Here is a 17,202-nt window from a genome sequence, read left to right on the forward strand (position 1 = left end):
CTTAATCCTCGAAAACGCCGGGGATGCTGGACGGGGCTTCGGTCATCCAGTCCGCCACGGGCAGGCCCTTTTCACGCAGAAAATCGGGGTTGAACAGTTTCGACTGATAGCGCGTGCCGTAGTCGCACAGGATCGTCACGATGGTGTGCCCCGGCCCCATTTCCCGCGCCATCCGGATGGCACCGGCCACGTTGATGCCGGACGAGCCGCCAAGGCACAGGCCCTCGTGCTCGAGCAGGTCAAAGACGATCGGCAGTGCTTCGTCGTCGTGGATGTTCCAGGCGAAATCGGGCGTGAACCCTTCGAGGTTCTTGGTGATGCGCACCTGTCCAATGCCTTCGTTGATCGACGAGCCGTCTGTGGTCGTCAGATCGCCATGATCGTAGAAGTTATAAAGTGCGGCGCCATCCGGATCGGCCAGACCGATCTTGACGCCCTTGGGTTGCAACACTTCGGCGACGCCGGCCAGCGTGCCTCCCGACCCTACGGCCGCCACGAAGCCATCGACCTTGCCGTTCGTCTGTTCCCAGATCTCGGGACCGGTGGTTTCGACGTGCGCCTGGCGGTTGGCGGTGTTGTCGAACTGGTTCGCCCAGATCGCGCCATTAGGTTCGGTTTTGGCAAGCTCAGCCGCCAGGCGGCCCGAATAGCGCACAAAATTGTTCGGATTACGATAGGGTGCGGCAGGCACCTGGATCAGCTCCGCGCCCGCCAGACGCAGCATATCCTTTTTCTCCTGGCTCTGCGTCTCGGGGATCACGATGACGGTGCGAAAGCCCATGGACGAGCCGACCAGCGCCAGACCGATGCCGGTGTTGCCTGCGGTGCCCTCGACAATCGTGCCACCGGGGCGCAGCTCGCCCCGCGCAATCGCGTCGCGGATGATGAACAGCGCAGCGCGGTCCTTGACCGATTGTCCGGGGTTCATGAACTCGGCCTTGCCCAGAATGGTGCATCCGGTTTCTTCACTGGCTTGCCGCAGCTTGATCAGCGGTGTGTTTCCGATGGCTTCGGCCAGATCGTTTGCAATGCGCATGGCTGCGTTCCTCGTGCGATGTCTTTTATCCGATGTAACCTTGCGAGGCGGCGACCTCAAGCGCGGTTGCGCAACCGGTGGCGGTGGCGTGCCAGCCACAGGGCCGCAACCACAAGCGGAGCGTTGGCCGCCTGCAGGTCATCGACCATCTGCATCAGCCGATCAAAGCTGATGATGTGGCTGCGGATGTCTTCGGCCTCGTCCGCCTTGCCCGACACGCCGGTGGCACTGTCTGGCAGATCGGCGATGCCGACATAGATATAATGAAATTCGGTCGCATTGCCGGGCGAGGCATAGGTTTCAGCCACGGGCAGCAGCTGGGTCACGGTCAGGTCGGCCTCTTCCTGCGCTTCGCGCAGGGCGGCCTGCTCGGGCGTTTCGCCCGCATCAATACGTCCGGCGATGGGTTCAAGCTGCCACAGGCTGCGATCCCCGCGCCCCAGCGGCCCCAAGCGGATCTGTTCAACCAGCATCACCCGGTCGCGCACCGGATCATAGGGCAGCACGATGGCGGCGTCCGTTGCGATGAAGACGCCGCGCAAAAGCGGCTCGGACATGGAGCCGGAGAAACGCTCGTGGCGCAACGTCACCTCGTCGAAGGCGAAAAAGTTGGCGTATACCCGCGTGCGGTCCAGAATTTCCACGGTCCCCGGCGTGGTCAACGCCCCATGTTTCGACTGGCCCGCGTTCACCTGCGCCACGGCGCGCGCGCGGATCATCGGGAACATGCGCGCCACGTCTGCGGCATCGCGTTCGCCGAAATACCCCATGACCTCGCGCGCGGCAATCACCGTCATGGTGCCCCAGCGGGCCTGCCAGGACGCCAGCGACCACGCACCATCGGTGGCCAGTTCCGCGTTGGCCGCGAAATAGACCTGCGCGCCCTGCCCGTCCGAAAGCGTGACGTGCCGCAAGTCAAACTCGAAACCACCCTCGTAGAAATCCAGCCGTGCGATCTGCTCTGCGGTCAGTCCGCGCACAACGATACCGCTGGCGACACTGCCCTTTTGCGCGACCAGCGTGGGGTACGGGCCATCGGTCACGGCCATGACAGTGTGATCCGGCAGGGCGGCATCGGTGACATCCAGATCGGCGAAGGGCGCGCCCAGCACCACCTCGAGCAGCGGCACATGCTGCAAGGAGCCGTAGAAAAACAGGTTGGTCATCAGGTCAGCGCCACTTTCGCCATGCGACTTCGGTTGCAAGGCCCGCCAGAACGCCGCCCGCGATCAATGTGCCGATCACCAACGGCACCAGCATGATCAGGCCGTATTCGGCGCCGATCTCGAAAATCGCGACAATCGCCTCGAACGGATCATCATAACGATTGCGCATCGCCAGACGGATCATTTCGTTGCAGCCCTGGATGAACAGACCCCACAGCACGAAGACCAGCATGCCGGTCAATCCGTTGTTGACCGCCGAGGTCACGCCGCGTCCCGCGCGCCGCCCCATCACCAGCCACCCGACAAGGGCGGCCAGCACGATGTTCACAGGGTAGAAATACCCGAAATCCGTACTTTCGGGCATCAGGGGCACGATCTGCGCCGAAACGATGAAGGCCAGCAAGGCCATCGAAAGGGCTGCGACCAGCCGTGCTGCGTCGGGCATAATGTCCCCCGGTCCTGGCCCGCGTCGCCGCGGGTCTGTTGCCACCCGGTGTCAGACGGGCCGTTTGATGGTGATCTGCGTCACGTCGCAGTTGGCACTTTCAAAGGTGGCAGCACAAGAGGTCAGGTAAAAATTCCACATCCGTCGAAACCGCTCGTCAAATCCCATCGCGGCGATCTGGTCCCAGCGTTCGTTGAACGTGTCGTGCCAGCGGCGCAGGCTGATCGAATAGCTGGGGCCAAACTCGATCGAACGCTCGATGCTCAACCCGGCCTTGACCACCTGTTCGCGCAGCGCCTTTGGGCTGGGCAGCATACCGCCGGGAAAGATGTACTTCTGGATGAAATCGACACCGCGCTTGTAGACTTCCCAGCGGCGGTCCTGAACCATGATGATCTGCAAGGTGGCGTTCTTGCCCGGTTTCAGCCGGTCGCGGACGGTGTTGAAATAGGCGGGCCAGTATTGTTCGCCCACGGCCTCGAACATCTCGATGCTGGCGATCCCGTCATAGGTGCCTTTTTCATCACGGTAATCCTGCAGCTTGAAGTCCACCATTTCGGATAGGCCAGCCTTTTCAATGCGGTCACGGGCGTACTTGATCTGTTCTTCGCTGATGGTCAGCCCCGTCACCCGCAGCCCGCGTTCTTTGGCCGCATATTCGGCAAAGCCACCCCAGCCGCAGCCGATTTCCAGGATGTGATCGCCGGGCTGCGCGCCCATCTGGTCGATCATGCTGGCGTATTTGGCGATCTGTGCTGCCTCGTGGCTTTCCTGTCCGGTGGCGAACAGCGCCGAGGAATAGGTCATCGTATCGTCCAGCCACAGGCCGTAGAAATCGTTACCCAGATCATAGTGATAGCTGATGTTCTTGCGCGCCTGCGACTTGTTGTTGCGCTGCAGCCAGAACCGGAACCGCTCGACCAGACGCACCAGACCCATGCCGGGAAAGCCGTCGTAGACGCTGTCGTTGTCGGCGTGGACCAGATCCATGAACGCCTGCAAATCGGGCGTCGACCACCACTCGTCCAGATAGGCATCGCAAAAGCCCAGATCGCCCTCGCGGATCAGGCGGGCGAAGAGATCGTTGTTGTGGATGCGCAGTTCGGCGATCGGACCGGGCTTTTGCCCTTCGGCGCGAAAAACCCTGCCGTCGGGCAGAACGAAATCGACGCGTCCGTTGTTCATGCCTTGGGACATCGCGAAAACGCGGGTGAAATAGCGGGGAAGGTCCGCTTGGCCGTCGGTGGTGGTCAGGATCATTTGGGTGTCCATGTCGTGAAATGGCCGCGTTGGGGCGGCACGTTGTTACTGGTACGTTAAGTCTTGGTCTTTAGTTTCAAAATTCTCGGTTCTCATAGGCGTCCAATGCGCGGTGACGGCCCTGATCGACCGGAACCACCGGATCGGGATAGGGGTCATCCGGCGACAGCCCCCAGTGGCGCGGGGCTGCATCGAAAAACGCAAGCGCATCCTTGTGCGGGTTGGCGCGGCCTTCGGCGATCCAGCGACCGGCATAGTCGCGGTTTTTGTCGAATTTGTCCAATTGGGTCACCGGATTGAACACGCGAAAGTATGGCGTGGCATCGGGGCCCGAGCCTGCGGACCATTGCCAGCCCATCGCGTTGCTGGCGGGGTCCCAGTCGATCAGGCAGTGTTCGAACCAGTCCAGCCCGATGCGCCAATGGGTCATCATGTGCTTGGTCATGTAGCTTGCCACGATCATCCGTCCGCGGTTGTGCATCCGGCCCGTCACGTAAAGCTCACGCATCGCCGCATCGACAAAGGGGATGCCCGTGCGTCCCTTTTTCCACGCCCAGACCTCGGCGCTGCGGGCGTCGTCGTTCCATGGAAAGGCGTCCCAGTCTTCGCGCCAGTTGTCGGTCAGGATGCGCGGCGTGTGGTGCATCAGGTGATAGGCGAACTCGCGCCAGACAACTTCTTTCAGAAAAGTCTCGGCCCCCTGCTTGCCCTCGTGGCGGGCACGTTGTCCGGCGTGCCAGCATTGGTGCGGGGTGATCTCGCCCAGCGACAGGTTTTCGCTCAGGTTCGAAGTTCCGTCGGCACCGGGAATGTCGCGGCTGGCTTTATAGTCCTGAACGATGTGGCCCATGAAATGCCCCAGACGCGCCTGCGCCGATGCCTCGCCCAGTTGGACGAAGGGGCGCACAACATCCGCACCACGGTCCATCGCCGCACCCATCTGCCAGTCGTCGAGCATCTCGCTTTCGGGCCATGACTGCGGTGCTGGGATGTCCGAGGGTGCCGACAGCGGTACTGGCACATCCCGCGATTTCACGTTGTTCCAGAACGGCGTGTAGACCTTGTAAAAGCCGCCCGTGCCGGTCTCGACGGTCCAGGGTTCGAACATCAGGTGCCCGCCAAAGGATTTCGCCTCGATCCCGTCGTCCTTCAGCGCCTCCTTGACGGCAGTGTCGCGCTTGATGCTGTCAGGATCGTAAAGCCGGGACCAATAGACCGCCCCTGCCCCCGTTTCGGCGACCAGTTCGCGCAATACTTCCAGCGCATCGCCGCGCCGCAGGATGAGGCGGCTGCCCTTGTCCTCGAGCGATTTCGCCAGCGCGCCGACACCCAGACCCAAGCGCCATTTTGGTGCTGCCCCCAGGCTGTCGCTCAGCTTGTCGTGGATGAATACCGGGATCACCGGCCCGCCGCGCTTGCAGGCCGCCGTCAGCGCCGCATGATCGCTCATCCGCAAGTCGCGTCGATACCACATGATCGTGGGCAAAGTATTGGTCACGCGCGATTTTCCCCCGTTCGCCATTTTCAGGTGAACTTAGCCCGTTCCGTCGGCGGTCAAGCGCTCAAAGCACCGCATCGAGCGCATTCAGCGCCTGATCGACTTCTGCCTTGGTGGTGTAGTGGGTGAACGACAGTCGCAACACACCCTTGGCCGGGTCAATCCCCATCGCCTCGAGCGCGCGCACGGCATAGAAATCATCGCCTGCGGTCATCACGCCGTGCTCTGCCATCGCCTGTGCCACGGGTTTTGCCGCACGCCCCAGGTCCAGCGCCACGGTCGGTGCGCGCAGGGTGGCATCTGTCGGCCCCACAATCCGCAGATCGTTGCGGCCCCGCAGGCTGTCCAGCATGTATTGCAGCAATTGCGTTTCATGGTCGCGCATCGTGTCGTGCACACCGCGCGTGTCAGTGCCGTGCCGCGCGGCAAAGTCATCGACGTAATCGGCCATGCCGGCGCAGGCCGCCACTTGCGCATGATCCGGCCCTGCGGGGGTAAAGCGTTTATAGAGCGTATCGCCGTTGAAATAGTGCCCCTGGTTCGGCAGCAACTGCCCCAGCGCGCGGCGCATCACCATCAGGCCCTGATGCGGCCCATAGGTCTTGTAGGCCGAGAACAGGTAGATATCGGGCCCCAGATCACCCACATCCGCAAACCCGTGCGGCGCATAGGACACGCCGTCGACGCAGACGAATGCCCCGGCGGCATGGGCGGCGGCGGTGATCTCGACCACGGGATTGATCTCGCCCACCACGTTCGAACAATGGGGAAAGCACACCAGACGCACGTTCTCGTCCAAGAGCTCCTCCAGCTTTTCGATCTCGAGGCTGCCGGTCTCGGGGTTGATCTGCCATTCGCGCACCTCGATGCCACGCTCGGCCAGCCTGCGCCAAGGACCGCTGTTGGCCTCGTGGTCCTGATTGGTCACGATGATCGCCTCGCCGGGTTTCATCATCTGCGCAAAGGCCTGCGCCAGCACATAGGTGTTCTGCGTGGTCGAGGGGCCAAAGCTCAGCTCGTCGGTCTCGACGCCCAGGATCGCCGCCATCCTCCTGCGCGCCTCGTCCATCTCTTCGCCGCCCAGACGGCTGGCCTGATACGTGCCATAGGGCTGGACCTTACGCTCGGTATAGAACCGCGTCAGCCGGTCGATCACCGGCTGGCAGGTATAGCTGCCTCCGGCGTTCTCGAAAAATGCCTGCCCCTGAAGGGACGGCTGCGAAAAGGCGGGGAATTGGGCGCGCACCCAGTCTGTATCCTGTGTCATGCAAGCAGGTTGGTTTCGCGGCGCAAAAAGGTCAAGATGGCAAAAGGGCCGCTCCTGCAAAGGAACGGCCCATCGGTTTTTGCATGTCGTGCGGTGCTATTCGGCCGGTGAGCCTGCAGGTGCGTCTGCGGTCATCGGTGCGGTGGTCGAAATGCCCGCCGCCTCGCGTTTCCCGTCAAGGTAGATCGCCTTGATCAGCGAGATTGCCATCAGCACCATCACCAGGCTGAACGGCAGCGCGCCGATCACCATTGCGGTCTGAATGGCCCCGATGCCGCCGATCAGCAGCAGGGCGGCCACAACGGCCCCCAGCGCCACACCCCAGAAGATGATGTGCGGACGCGCCTTGGGCCCCTCGTCGCCGGCGGCGTTGATCGTGTTGACGATCAGCACCGCAGAGTCAGCCGACGTGACCAGATAGGTCATCAGCAGGATCACGATGATCACCGCCATCAGCCAACTGAGGATGCCGCCACCCAGCAGGATGTCGGTCATCGCAAAGATCTTGCCGCCGTCCGTGGCCTCGAAGATCTTGCCTGCCGCCTGTCCGGTCAGTTCCAGATCAATCGCGGTGCCGCCGGCCCAAGCGAACCAGACAAAGCACATGATCGAGGGGGCGATGACCGCGCCCAGGACGAATTCGCGGATCGTGCGGCCCTTGGAAATCCGTGCAAGGAACAGACCGACGAAGGGCGCGAACGCGACCCACCAGGCCCAGTAGAACACGGTCCATGACCCCTGCCAGCCTGCCAGATCCTGATCGACCGGGTTTTCGCCGCCATAGATCGTAAAGATCATGCCGGGCAGCGCGATGACATATTCCCACATGCCAACGAACAGCGCGCGAAAGCCAAAGAAGGTCGAACCGAAGATGATGAGGAAGCCCAGAAGGAAGATCGACAGCACCATGTTGATGTTCGACAGCCACTTGATGCCCTTGCCGACGCCGGACAGTGCCGACAGGGTCGAGGCGCCCATGATGATCACGATGGCAAAGATGATGCCTGCCGAGGATGGTGTGCCTTCGGACGTCATCAGCCAGTCACCCACGCCGATACGGGCCATGCCGTCGACGAACTGGTTCACACCAAAGCCCAGCGTTTGCGCCACGCCCAGGATGGTCGCGACGACGGCGACGATATCGACCAAATGGCCGATCTTGCCCGACAGCCGCGCACCGAACAGCGGCGAGAGCGACGACCGGATGGTCAGCGGCAGACCCCGGCGGTAGGCGAAGTACCCCAGCCCCAGACCGGCGATTGCATAGGACGACCATGCGGAAAAGCCCCAGTGCAGATAGGACCATTTATAGGCGTTCAGGATGTTGTCCTCTGCCTTGGCAGTGGCAAGACCCTGCATCACGTCGGGGTTGTTGCCGAAGTGATAGATCGGCTCGGCCACGGCCCAGGTCAGCATGCCGACGCCGATCCCTGCGCCGAACATCATCGAGAACCATGAGAAATATCCGAATTCGGGCTCGTCCGTGTCGAGGCCCAGTTTCAGCCTGCCCGCCGTCGGCCAGACCGCCAGCACGATGCACACGATGACGAAGGCCGCCATGACATAGACGTACCATGTGGCAAAGTTGGTCAGGATGAAGCCGTTCAGCCCGGCCAGCACCGAACTGGCCTGATCCGGAAACGCGACGGCCCAGATCACCAGAAGGCCGATGATGATCTTGGCGGTGATCGTGACGTCGATGCTGAAGCCCCGGTAGAAACCGGTCGCTGCCGTCTTGATCGGCAGTTTCATCAGTGGAGGTTTAAGTGCCATTTTCTGTCCCTGTTGGTTTTTTTATAGTGAAGCGAAAGCTAGACGCTGAGGTGTCGGATCAGCATCCGAATCCGACCTGCGAAATTGAAAAAGCGGCAAACCCAGAGGGGCCCACCGCTTTTGCGCGTGTAAGATATAAGGTTTTCGGGCGGAACCGCCTGTCGGGCCATCAGGTTTCCGACAGGCGGTGATTCTTCCCGCTTGCAGCGCGTTACTTCATGTTTTCGCGCTCGCTTTGCAGACCGCGGAAAATGCACCAGCACATCGCGAGCAACACCAGCGTGAACAGCAATCCGGTCGAGATGACCATGGATTGCAACGCCGCAAGCCCACCTCCAACCAGCAGTGCAATGGCCACAGCTCCTTCGAAGACGCACCAGAACACCCGTTGGGGCATCGGCGCGTCGACCTTGCCGCCTGCGGTGATCGTGTCGATCACCAGACTGCCAGAGTCGGAGGACGTCACGAAGAACACCACCACCAGCACGATGCCGATGAACGATGTGATCGAGGCCAGCGGCAATTGATCCAGCATCTTGAACAGTTGCAGCGACAGCTCGGCGTCCTGAGCCCCGGTGTAGCCATCGGTCAGCACCTGATGGATCGCGGTGCCGCCAAAGATCGACATCCACAGCACGCAGACCATCGAGGGGATCAACAGAACGCAGACGATGAATTCGCGCACCGAACGGCCACGGCTGACGCGGGCGATGAACATGCCGACGAAAGGTGACCAGCTGATCCACCACGCCCAGTAGAACGCGGTCCAGCCCTGGCTGAAGTTGACGTCCTCGCGACCAAAGGGATTGGCGAGGGCTGGCAAGAACTCGACGTAGGAGACGAGCGATTCCCAGAAGAACGTCAGCAGGAACACGGTCGGCCCGACGATCAGGGTAAACAGCGCCAGCAGCCCGGCGAGGCCCATGTTGATCTCGCTCAGTACCTTGACGCCGCCATCAAGCCCGCGCAGCACCGACACCAGCGCCACGGCGGTAATGAAGGTAATCAGCACCACCTGCGAAGTGACACCCAAAGGCACACCGAACAGCTCGTTCAGACCGGCGTTGGCCTGTGTCGCCCCCAGACCCAGCGAGGTCGCCAGACCAAAGAGCGTGGCGAAGACCGCGATGATGTCGATGAAGTGACCGGGCCAGCCCCAGACACGCTCGCCCAGGATCGGGTAGAACGCAGACCGGATCGTCAGCGGCAGACCCTTGTTATAGGTGAACAGCGCCAGTGCCAGCGCCACGACCGCGTAGATCGCCCAAGGGTGCAGACCCCAGTGAAAGATCGTCGCGGCCATGCCCAGACGGACAGATCCCGGCTCGTCCCCGGTGGCCGCACCCAGCGGTGCCCAGTCGGTGCGCAGATCGCCCTCCATCGTCGATCCGCCATAGGCGGTTGAGAAGTGCGTCAGCGGCTCGGACACGCCGTAGAACATCAGGCCAATGCCCATGCCGGCGGCAAAGAGCATCGCGAACCATCCGCCATAGGTATAATCGGGCACCGCATCCACACCGCCCAACCGGACCGAGCCGTAGGGCGTGACGATCAGCAGCAGTGCGAATATCACCACGATGTCGGCGGCCCCGATCAGGAACCAGTCGAAGTTCTTGGTGGTAAAGCTGAACATGGCGCTGAACACCGATGCCGCCTGGTCGGGCAGCGCAAGCGTGTAGATCACGAAAAGCACGACAGCCGCGCCGGAAATCACGAAAACGGGGTTGTGAATGTCCAGACCGAACGGGCCGATCTGGGTCTCGATATTGTCCTGGCCGATCTCGTAATCGGTCTCGATGACATCGGCTGTCCCGTCCGGGGACGGAATGCCTTGGGTGTCGGTATCAGACATCTGATGTTCCCTCCTTATGTGACGGGACACGCCGGTCTGACCTGCGCCTGACCTGCGTTACGCCCGTTTCTGCAATTTGGTCGCAGGTCCAAGCATACCGACCCTCCCCCGCGTGGCAACCAATTGCCTAAAATAGTGGCGGTTGACATTTTGCTTGCGGGGGCTGGTCGGGGGGTCAGTGCCGATTCACAAGGCGTCCGAGATGGCCTGTGCATGTGCCTTGATCGCGTCCATGTCGCCCATCTGGCCGGGCGGGCGCGTGGCCACGCCCTCGTGGCGCGGCAGGATGTGGAAGTGCAGGTGAAACACCTCCTGCCCGCCTGCCGCCTCGTTGAACTGCTGCAAGGTGATGCCATCGGCGCCAAAGGCCGTCATCGCGGCATTTGACACCTTGTTCACCGTCCGCATGCAGGCGGCAAGCTGGTCGGGGCTGGCATCCAGCATGTTGCGGCAGGGCGTCTTGGGGATCACCAGGCAGTGCCCGTCCGCGCGCGGCATGATGTCCATGAAGCACAACGTGTCGTCGTCTTCGTAGACCGTGACGTTCGGGATCTCGCCGCGCAGGATCTTGGCGAATATGTTCTGATCATCATAGCTCATGCGTTCACATCCACCACGACGCGGCCCTTGACCTGACCGTTGAGGATATCTGCGCCCAGCTTGGGCAGGTCCGACAGGGTCGCGGGCTGCACCATCGCCTCCAGCTTGTCCATCGGCAGATCCGTGGCGATCCGGCCCCATGCGCGGACGCGATTGTCATAAGGTTGCATGACGGAATCGATGCCCAGCAGGTTTATCCCGCGCAGCAGGAACGGCACGACCGTCGCGGGCAGATTGGCACCGCCCGCCAGGCCGACGGCAGCAACACTGGCGCCGTATTCCATCTGGCCCAGCAACCGCGCGAGCATGTCGCCACCCACGGCATCGACCGCGCCGGCCCAGGTTTCGGCCTCGAGCGGGCGCTTGATCGTCTCGGCCAGATCCGCGCGCGGGACGATGGTCGTTGCGCCAAGGCTGGAAAGGTATTCGGCGTTGTCCATGCGGCCCGTGACGGCGGCCACGGAATAGCCCAGCTTGCCGAAAATGGCCGTTGCGACCGAGCCGACGCCGCCGGATGCGCCGGTGACCAGCACCGGGTTGGGCGTGTCGGGGGTCAGCCCGTGATCTTCCAGCGCCATGACGGCCAGCATCGCGGTAAATCCTGCGGTGCCCACGGCCATTGCCTGCCGCGTGTCGAGACCCTCGGGCAGTGGGACCAGCCAGTCGGCCTTGACCCGTGCCTTTTGCGCATAGCCGCCCCAATGCGCCTCGCCCACGCGCCAACCGGTCAGAACGACCTTGTCGCCGGGCTTGTAACGGTCATCCTCCGAGCTTTCGACAGTGCCTGCGAAGTCGATGCCTGGCACGTGAGGGTAGTTGCGGACCAGACCGCCACCGGGGCCGATGCACAGCCCGTCCTTGTAGTTGATCGTGGAATATTCGACCGCCACCACGACGTCGCCCTGCGGCAGATCCTCCAGACCGATCTGCGTCACTGCCGCAGATGTCTTGCCGTCCTCGTCCTTGTTCACAACCAATGCATCAAACATGCCGCTCTGTCCTTCCCAAGGGCCTCCGCCCTCTCTGTTTAAATCTCACCGATATGCGTGGGGGGTATGCCCCCCGGCGCGCTCGGACTATTTCACAGGAACGCACGCATGGGCCGCGCGTTCCGTTGTCGTGGTCATGCTGCGCCATCCGGGGGCATGAACACAAGATCGCTGACCGGCGCCGCCTGCCCCGCAGCCGTCAGCATCGCGTGCACCTGCCCGCGATGATGCGTCTGGTGGTTGAAGAAATGACTGACGCACAGCCACATGGGCTGCGTCACGTCCCGCGCTTCTCCGCCGGAATACCACGTCAGATCGCCCGCAAGGTCGATGTTGCGCAAGGCACTGGCCCAGATTGTCAAACGCCCGTCCACCTGAAACCGCTCCGCGCTCCAGGCGGCAATCGTGGGGTTTAGTTGCGTGGTATCGCCGCGCGCAGGAACGTCGACGTCGGCACCAAAGCGCGCCAGCCACATCCGGTCGCCCCAAAGCAGATGATTGAGCGTGCCGAGGATCGAGCCGAAGAAGGCACCGCGATTCAGATCCAGCGCATCCTTGTCCATCGCGGTGACGATCGGCGTCAGTTGCCGGTTCTGCCAGGCGTTGTAACGCGCCATGGTGACGACATAGCCCTTGTCGATCATCGGCCTTCCCCTTTGCCGTTCTGCGCCCCGATGCTGGGCCATTCCGCCGGAATCAGCGCCAAAGAGACGCCCTGCAATGCCCCCTCGAGTGTTGTCAGACCTGCGCCGCCAAGACAAAGACATTTGCCGCGATATTGCGGGACGTCTGGAAATGACCCTACGTCCCCAGCCTGATGCAGCACGGCCACAATGCGACAATCGGTTCACACGGCTGTGAAACTAAACCGCTCCCAGTTGCGTTACAATTCTGTCATAAACAATTTTCATCCCGAGAGGCGGCCCAGACGATGACCGATGTGCCGATGGAAATCGCACCATCCCGTGTCCGCATGCTGTTGCTTGCGGCCGCGACGGAGTTTTTCGGATTGATGGCCCTGCTGATCCTGGTGGTGCTGGTCGTGCGGCTGGACGTGGTGGTCTATGGCGATAGCATCAGCGAGGCATCGTTCACCGAGGCGCTGCATGTGCTGCTTACCTTTGCCACCGGGCTGATCTTTGTCTGGGGGGCCACGCGTCATGCGCAGGCGCGGGGCTATCTGGTGCTGGTGGCGACGATGTGCGGGCTGATCGTCATCCGCGAAAACGATTATCTGTTCGACTATGTCTGGCACGGGTTCTGGAAATGGCCAGCGCTGGCGCTGGGTCTGGCGGGCCTCGCGATTGCACTGCGTCACCGCGACACCCTGGCGATCCCGTTTTTGCAACACTTTCAGACGCGTTCGGGCACGTTCATGTACTGCGGGTTTTTGCTGCTGGTGGTGTTCAGTCGGCTGTTTGGCACCGGCAGCCTTTGGGAGCCCGTCATGGGCGACGCCTACGATCCCCGGATCAAGAACATCGTACAGGAAGGGTTGGAGCTTCTGGGCAGCGGCTTGATCGGCTATGGTGCGATCCTTGGCCTGTTGCAAAACTTCGGCTTGCGGTCTTCGCCCACGTTCTACGACAACGATGCGCTTTGAGCGCATCGGGTGTTTGATGAGGATGAACACATCCACTTTATACAATTTGAATCAAGTGGTTGTGGGACGAAGCTCACTTGGAAAAATGTGAAAATCCGTCTCGCCATCCCCCTTGCAACCAAAGAGCACCCATCCTATATTCAGGGTGTCCTTCGGGACTATGGACATAAACGCGCTCGTAATAAGCGGATCGGACCCGGGGGCGGTACCCGGCGTCTCCACCAAACATCCTTCATTTGGGGATCATGGGGACGAAATAGGATCGACGAACGTCTAAAGGGGTTATGCTTTGTCTCGGCTGTCTGCCACCGTTATCGGCGAAAACTGTACAATTGCAAATGACAATCGTGCTCCGATGGCAGTTGCAGCGTAAGCTGTAACTATACATCGAAACTTAAGTCCTTGCGCTTAGCAGTGTAAGGCGGGGTTCGCAGGCACCTGGCAACAGAAGCCTGCACTTACCCCACATTCCCGGCTTAATTTCCATGTCCCGTCTTCCATTCCCGCTCGCGGTTGACACATGCGCGCCGCGTGGTCACTGATTGCGCCAACGGGAACCCGCGCCACCGGTGCGCCCTGAGCAAGGACCGCCGCCGTGTCGACCCTCTCAACACGCCCCGTCAGCCTGGCCGAGATGCTCCGCACCTTCGGGCGTATCGGCCTGCTGAGCTTTGGCGGTCCGGCTGCGCAGATCGCGCTGATGCACAGCGAACTGGTCGATCGCCGCAAATGGCTGAGCGAGCAGGAGTTCCTGCGCGCCCTTTCCCTGTGCATGCTGCTGCCCGGACCCGAGGCGATGCAGCTGGCCACCTATGCAGGCTGGAAATTGCGCGGCGTCGCCGGGGGTCTGCTGGGCGGTCTGCTGTTCGTGGTGCCCGGAGCGGTCGTAATCATGGTACTGGCGCTGGGCTATGTGCAGTTCGGCGCGCTGCCGCTGGTGCAGGCGGCGTTCCTGGGCGTCAAGGCGGCGGTGATCGTGGTCGTGGTGCAGGCGCTGATGCGCGTGAGTTCCAAGGCATTGCAAGGACCCGTCGCATGGATGCTGGCGGGGCTTGCGTTTCTGGGGCTCTTTGCCTTTGGCGTGCCCTATCCGCTGTTGATCCTGGCTGCGGGGCTTTTCGGGGCATGGCGCGCGCGGGCCGAGACGGCACAACCGGTTCTCGCAGCCACCAGTCGCCCGCTGCAAACCATTGCCCTCTGGGGCACGCTTTGGGCTGCACCGCTGCTGCTGGTCTGGGCGCTGGACCAATCGTTCCTGCTGCAACTGGGGCTGTTTTTCTCGAAACTCGCGGTTGTGACCTTTGGCGGGGCCTATGCTGTGCTGGCCTATATGACGCAGACCGTGGTGCAGGATTTCGGCTGGATCACCACCGGCCAGATGATCGACGCGCTGGGGCTGGCTGAAACCACGCCGGGGCCGCTGATTCTGGTGACTGAATTCGTGGCCCTGCTGGCGGGCTTTGCGCAGGGTGGCATCGCCATGGCGATCCTTGCAGGGCTGCTGGCGCTCTGGGTCACATTCACACCTTGTTTTCTGTGGATTTTCCTGGCTGGTCCCTATCTTGACAGCCTGTCTGCCCGCCCGCGCCTTGCCGGTGCACTGCGCGCGATCACCGCCGCGGTGGTGGGCGTGATCCTGAACCTGTCGGTCTGGTTCGCACTGCATGTGCTTTTTGGAACCGTGAACACACTTGGCGTGATGCCCCTGCCCGACCTTGCCACGCTGGATCTGCGGGCGCTGTTGCTGACGGTGCTGGCGGCGGCGCTGCTTCTGGGCGCGCGTGCGGGCTTGCCCCTGACACTGGCGTTGACGGCAACCGCCGGACTGCTTGCCGGGATGATCGTCGGATAATACTGGACACCCCTTTCGCTTGGTCGCAAAACTTATATGATCGACCTCAACGAAATTCAGGGGCTTAGAGACACGCGCATGGGCCGCAACATTGACTATGGCAATTTGATGCATGACGCGATGCGGGGTTTGATCCGTAAGGTCCTGCAGGACGTGGCGGACAACGGTTTGCCCGGAGCGCATCATTTTTTCATCACCTTCGACACCAGCCACCCCGATGCGGAGCTGGCCGATTGGCTCTCTGACCGTTATCCCGGCGAGATGACGGTGGTGATGCAGCATTGGTACGACAAGCTGGAAGTGACCGACGACGGCTTTTCGATCACGCTAAACTTCGGCGATGCGCCAGAGCCGCTGTATATCCCCTATGACGCGATCAAGACCTTTGTAGACCCGTCGGTAGAATTCGGTCTGCGTTTCGAAAGCCAGGATGCACCCGAAGGCGAAGATACGGGCAGTGCGGACAAGGCCAAGGCCGACAAGGACAAGCACGAGGTCGTGCCAGCGCCGGTCGAGCACACGGACCACACCGACGCCAAGAAAAAACCCGGCAAGAAGGACGCCGAGGTGGTCTCGCTGGACAGTTTCCGCAAGCAGTAACTCTTGCGCTGATACCGCCGAAAGTCGCGCCCCATGCCGACCGCCCCCACACTTGCCGCACTGGCCGTCGTGATCCGTGACGATCATGTGCTGCTGGTCCAGCGCCGGAACGAACCCGACGCGGGGCTATGGGGGTTTCCCGGTGGGCATGTGGACCTGGGCGAAACCGCGCTGGACGCAGCGGTGCGCGAATTGGCCGAGGAAACCGGCGTGCGCGCCCGCGCCCTGCGGTATCTGACCAACATCGACGTGATCGTGCACGGGCCGGATGGCACGCTGCGCCACCATTTCCTGCTGGCTGTCGTGCTCTGCGCCTATCCGGAGGGCGATCCGGTCGCGGCTGACGATGCCCTTGCCGCCGAATGGGTGCCGGTGATGGACGTGATGCGCAACCGGCTGGCATGCAGTCGGCATGTGGACGACGTGGTTGCCGCCGCGGTTGAGGCGCTTGCGCGGGCCTGAGAGCTATTGCCGCCGCAACACCGTGCTGACCGACCGCATCGGCACGCCATTGCGCAATCGCTGAAACTCAAGCCGCAGGCCCTCGTCCACCAACGTGCGGTCGAACTGCTGGATTTCATATCCGCCCTCGTCCGTCACGAAGAGCGAATAGATCGACAGCGTGTCTCCCGCCAGCCGCGCCCACACGTAGGGCTCCCCCTCCATCGGGTCCAGTTGCACATCGTGGCCAAAGACGTTCCGGCCCATCGCGGCGGCGAATATCCCGTCGCGCGCACTGGGCACGAAACGGATGGTATAGGCTTTCGACTTTTCCCGACCGTCATCGCGGGTGCGGGTCGACGACCAGCGCACGCTGAACCCCTTTTCCGTCGCGCCGATCTCGACGCTCATGTCGCGCGTCTGCACCGTGCCGTCGGCAGACAGCACATCGGCGGCGCCTTCGTAGGTGCCCACGAAGGGGCGGATGTCGGCATGTCCGGGCAACGTGAAGAGCAGCAGCAACAGGACTGTCAGCGAAAGGCGCAGACAGGGCGCGGCCTGTGACCGGCTGAATGACCTTGTGGCGGCAATGGATCGGATCATGACATATCCCTTCGGCGCTGACTTCGCGATGATGCGACGCCTCTTTATGGCATATAGGGGCCGCTCGGGGCAGTGCCATCCGCAAAAGCGATCTTGCAATACAAAGACCCCGTTTCGCCGAGCGCGAGGGGGCAAGTCACGCGCTAACAGCGCCATTGCCCAATTGCGCCGGCACCGTCATGGCGATACACCCTGCGTGACATTTCACAAGCCCGGA

At 62.1% G+C, this 17,202-nt stretch carries 16 protein-coding genes and 1 other RNA gene; 5 read left to right on the forward strand and 12 right to left on the reverse strand.

The genetic code is table 11. The features are described 5' to 3' along the window. Window position 1: 1 nt before the first annotated feature. From NTA49_RS08730 to NTA49_RS08780, 11 genes are all read right to left on the reverse strand, one after another. Window positions 2-1,036, reverse strand: a complete 1,035-nt coding sequence (locus tag NTA49_RS08730; protein WP_258294329.1) for a cysteine synthase A — start codon at window positions 1,034-1,036, stop codon at window positions 2-4. Between the two features lie 56 nt (window positions 1,037-1,092). After that, complete coding sequence (locus tag NTA49_RS08735) at window positions 1,093-2,202, reverse strand: NUDIX domain-containing protein (RefSeq protein ID WP_258294330.1); 1,110 nt, start codon at window positions 2,200-2,202, stop codon at window positions 1,093-1,095. Between the two features lie 4 nt (window positions 2,203-2,206). Then, complete coding sequence (locus tag NTA49_RS08740; RefSeq protein WP_258294331.1) at window positions 2,207-2,647, reverse strand: TrgA family protein; 441 nt, start codon at window positions 2,645-2,647, stop codon at window positions 2,207-2,209. A gap of 51 nt (window positions 2,648-2,698) precedes the next feature. Continuing rightward, window positions 2,699-3,907: an SAM-dependent methyltransferase gene (locus tag NTA49_RS08745; RefSeq protein WP_258294332.1), complete on the reverse strand. Its 1,209-nt coding sequence runs from the start codon at window positions 3,905-3,907 to the stop codon at window positions 2,699-2,701. A gap of 76 nt (window positions 3,908-3,983) precedes the next feature. Further along, complete coding sequence (locus tag NTA49_RS08750) at window positions 3,984-5,381, reverse strand: cryptochrome/photolyase family protein (protein WP_284700560.1); 1,398 nt, start codon at window positions 5,379-5,381, stop codon at window positions 3,984-3,986. A gap of 88 nt (window positions 5,382-5,469) precedes the next feature. Next, window positions 5,470-6,672: an aminotransferase class V-fold PLP-dependent enzyme gene (locus tag NTA49_RS08755; RefSeq protein WP_258294334.1), complete on the reverse strand. Its 1,203-nt coding sequence runs from the start codon at window positions 6,670-6,672 to the stop codon at window positions 5,470-5,472. Between the two features lie 96 nt (window positions 6,673-6,768). Next, a complete protein-coding gene (locus tag NTA49_RS08760; RefSeq protein ID WP_258294335.1) occupies window positions 6,769-8,445 on the reverse strand; it encodes a BCCT family transporter in 1,677 nt (558 codons plus the stop codon). 211 nt (window positions 8,446-8,656) lie between these two features. Beyond that, complete coding sequence (locus tag NTA49_RS08765; RefSeq protein WP_258294336.1) at window positions 8,657-10,297, reverse strand: BCCT family transporter; 1,641 nt, start codon at window positions 10,295-10,297, stop codon at window positions 8,657-8,659. A 186-nt stretch (window positions 10,298-10,483) separates the two neighbouring features. Continuing rightward, entirely contained in the window at window positions 10,484-10,897 is a 414-nt protein-coding gene (locus tag NTA49_RS08770) for an HIT family protein (RefSeq protein WP_258294337.1), read from the reverse strand. Continuing rightward, entirely contained in the window at window positions 10,894-11,886 is a 993-nt protein-coding gene (acuI, locus tag NTA49_RS08775; protein WP_258294338.1) for an acryloyl-CoA reductase, read from the reverse strand. Before acuI ends, NTA49_RS08770 begins: the two co-directional genes overlap by 4 nt. A 134-nt stretch (window positions 11,887-12,020) precedes the next feature. After that, on the reverse strand, window positions 12,021-12,530 hold the full coding sequence (locus NTA49_RS08780; protein ID WP_258294339.1) for a DinB family protein: 510 nt from the start codon (window positions 12,528-12,530) through the stop codon (window positions 12,021-12,023). 287 nt (window positions 12,531-12,817) lie between these two features. Here NTA49_RS08780 and NTA49_RS08785 point away from each other — a divergent pair, with 287 nt between their 5' ends. From NTA49_RS08785 to NTA49_RS08800, 5 genes are all read left to right on the forward strand, one after another. Next, window positions 12,818-13,489, forward strand: a complete 672-nt coding sequence (locus tag NTA49_RS08785; RefSeq protein WP_258294340.1) for a hypothetical protein — start codon at window positions 12,818-12,820, stop codon at window positions 13,487-13,489. Window positions 13,490-13,597: 108 nt separating this feature from the next. Further along, window positions 13,598-13,948, forward strand: a transfer-messenger RNA (tmRNA) gene (ssrA, locus tag NTA49_RS17195). Between the two features lie 175 nt (window positions 13,949-14,123). After that, window positions 14,124-15,341: a chromate efflux transporter gene (gene chrA, locus NTA49_RS08790; protein ID WP_261368235.1), complete on the forward strand. Its 1,218-nt coding sequence runs from the start codon at window positions 14,124-14,126 to the stop codon at window positions 15,339-15,341. Window positions 15,342-15,419: 78 nt separating this feature from the next. Beyond that, on the forward strand, window positions 15,420-15,941 hold the full coding sequence (locus NTA49_RS08795) for an SspB family protein (RefSeq protein WP_261368236.1): 522 nt from the start codon (window positions 15,420-15,422) through the stop codon (window positions 15,939-15,941). Window positions 15,942-15,974: 33 nt separating this feature from the next. Further along, window positions 15,975-16,403, forward strand: a complete 429-nt coding sequence (locus NTA49_RS08800) for an NUDIX hydrolase (protein WP_258294343.1) — start codon at window positions 15,975-15,977, stop codon at window positions 16,401-16,403. Window positions 16,404-16,406: 3 nt separating this feature from the next. Here the strand turns inward: NTA49_RS08800 and NTA49_RS08805 are convergent, their stop codons facing one another. Continuing rightward, window positions 16,407-16,985: a hypothetical protein gene (locus NTA49_RS08805; protein WP_258294344.1), complete on the reverse strand. Its 579-nt coding sequence runs from the start codon at window positions 16,983-16,985 to the stop codon at window positions 16,407-16,409. Window positions 16,986-17,202: the final 217 nt, after the last annotated feature.

Source organism: Pseudosulfitobacter koreensis, from assembly GCF_024733015.1.
GTDB lineage: Bacteria > Pseudomonadota > Alphaproteobacteria > Rhodobacterales > Rhodobacteraceae > Pseudosulfitobacter > Pseudosulfitobacter koreensis.

What these genes read in the sequence shown, in the direction of transcription:
- NTA49_RS08730 (WP_258294329.1), bottom strand. Translation starts at nt 1,036, where the DNA reads ATGCGCATTGCAAACGATCTGGCCGAAGCCATCGGAAACACACCGCTG.
- NTA49_RS08735 (WP_258294330.1), bottom strand. Translation starts at nt 2,202, where the DNA reads ATGACCAACCTGTTTTTCTACGGCTCCTTGCAGCATGTGCCGCTGCTC.
- NTA49_RS08740 (WP_258294331.1), bottom strand. Translation starts at nt 2,647, where the DNA reads ATGCCCGACGCAGCACGGCTGGTCGCAGCCCTTTCGATGGCCTTGCTG.
- NTA49_RS08745 (WP_258294332.1), bottom strand. Translation starts at nt 3,907, where the DNA reads ATGATCCTGACCACCACCGACGGCCAAGCGGACCTTCCCCGCTATTTC.
- NTA49_RS08750 (WP_284700560.1), bottom strand. Translation starts at nt 5,381, where the DNA reads ATGTGGTATCGACGCGACTTGCGGATGAGCGATCATGCGGCGCTGACG.
- NTA49_RS08755 (WP_258294334.1), bottom strand. Translation starts at nt 6,672, where the DNA reads ATGACACAGGATACAGACTGGGTGCGCGCCCAATTCCCCGCCTTTTCG.
- NTA49_RS08760 (WP_258294335.1), bottom strand. Translation starts at nt 8,445, where the DNA reads ATGGCACTTAAACCTCCACTGATGAAACTGCCGATCAAGACGGCAGCG.
- NTA49_RS08765 (WP_258294336.1), bottom strand. Translation starts at nt 10,297, where the DNA reads ATGTCTGATACCGACACCCAAGGCATTCCGTCCCCGGACGGGACAGCC.
- NTA49_RS08770 (WP_258294337.1), bottom strand. Translation starts at nt 10,897, where the DNA reads ATGAGCTATGATGATCAGAACATATTCGCCAAGATCCTGCGCGGCGAG.
- acuI (WP_258294338.1), bottom strand. Translation starts at nt 11,886, where the DNA reads ATGTTTGATGCATTGGTTGTGAACAAGGACGAGGACGGCAAGACATCT.
- NTA49_RS08780 (WP_258294339.1), bottom strand. Translation starts at nt 12,530, where the DNA reads ATGATCGACAAGGGCTATGTCGTCACCATGGCGCGTTACAACGCCTGG.
- NTA49_RS08785 (WP_258294340.1), top strand. Translation starts at nt 12,818, where the DNA reads ATGACCGATGTGCCGATGGAAATCGCACCATCCCGTGTCCGCATGCTG.
- chrA (WP_261368235.1), top strand. Translation starts at nt 14,124, where the DNA reads ATGCTCCGCACCTTCGGGCGTATCGGCCTGCTGAGCTTTGGCGGTCCG.
- NTA49_RS08795 (WP_261368236.1), top strand. Translation starts at nt 15,420, where the DNA reads ATGGGCCGCAACATTGACTATGGCAATTTGATGCATGACGCGATGCGG.
- NTA49_RS08800 (WP_258294343.1), top strand. Translation starts at nt 15,975, where the DNA reads ATGCCGACCGCCCCCACACTTGCCGCACTGGCCGTCGTGATCCGTGAC.
- NTA49_RS08805 (WP_258294344.1), bottom strand. Translation starts at nt 16,985, where the DNA reads ATGATCCGATCCATTGCCGCCACAAGGTCATTCAGCCGGTCACAGGCC.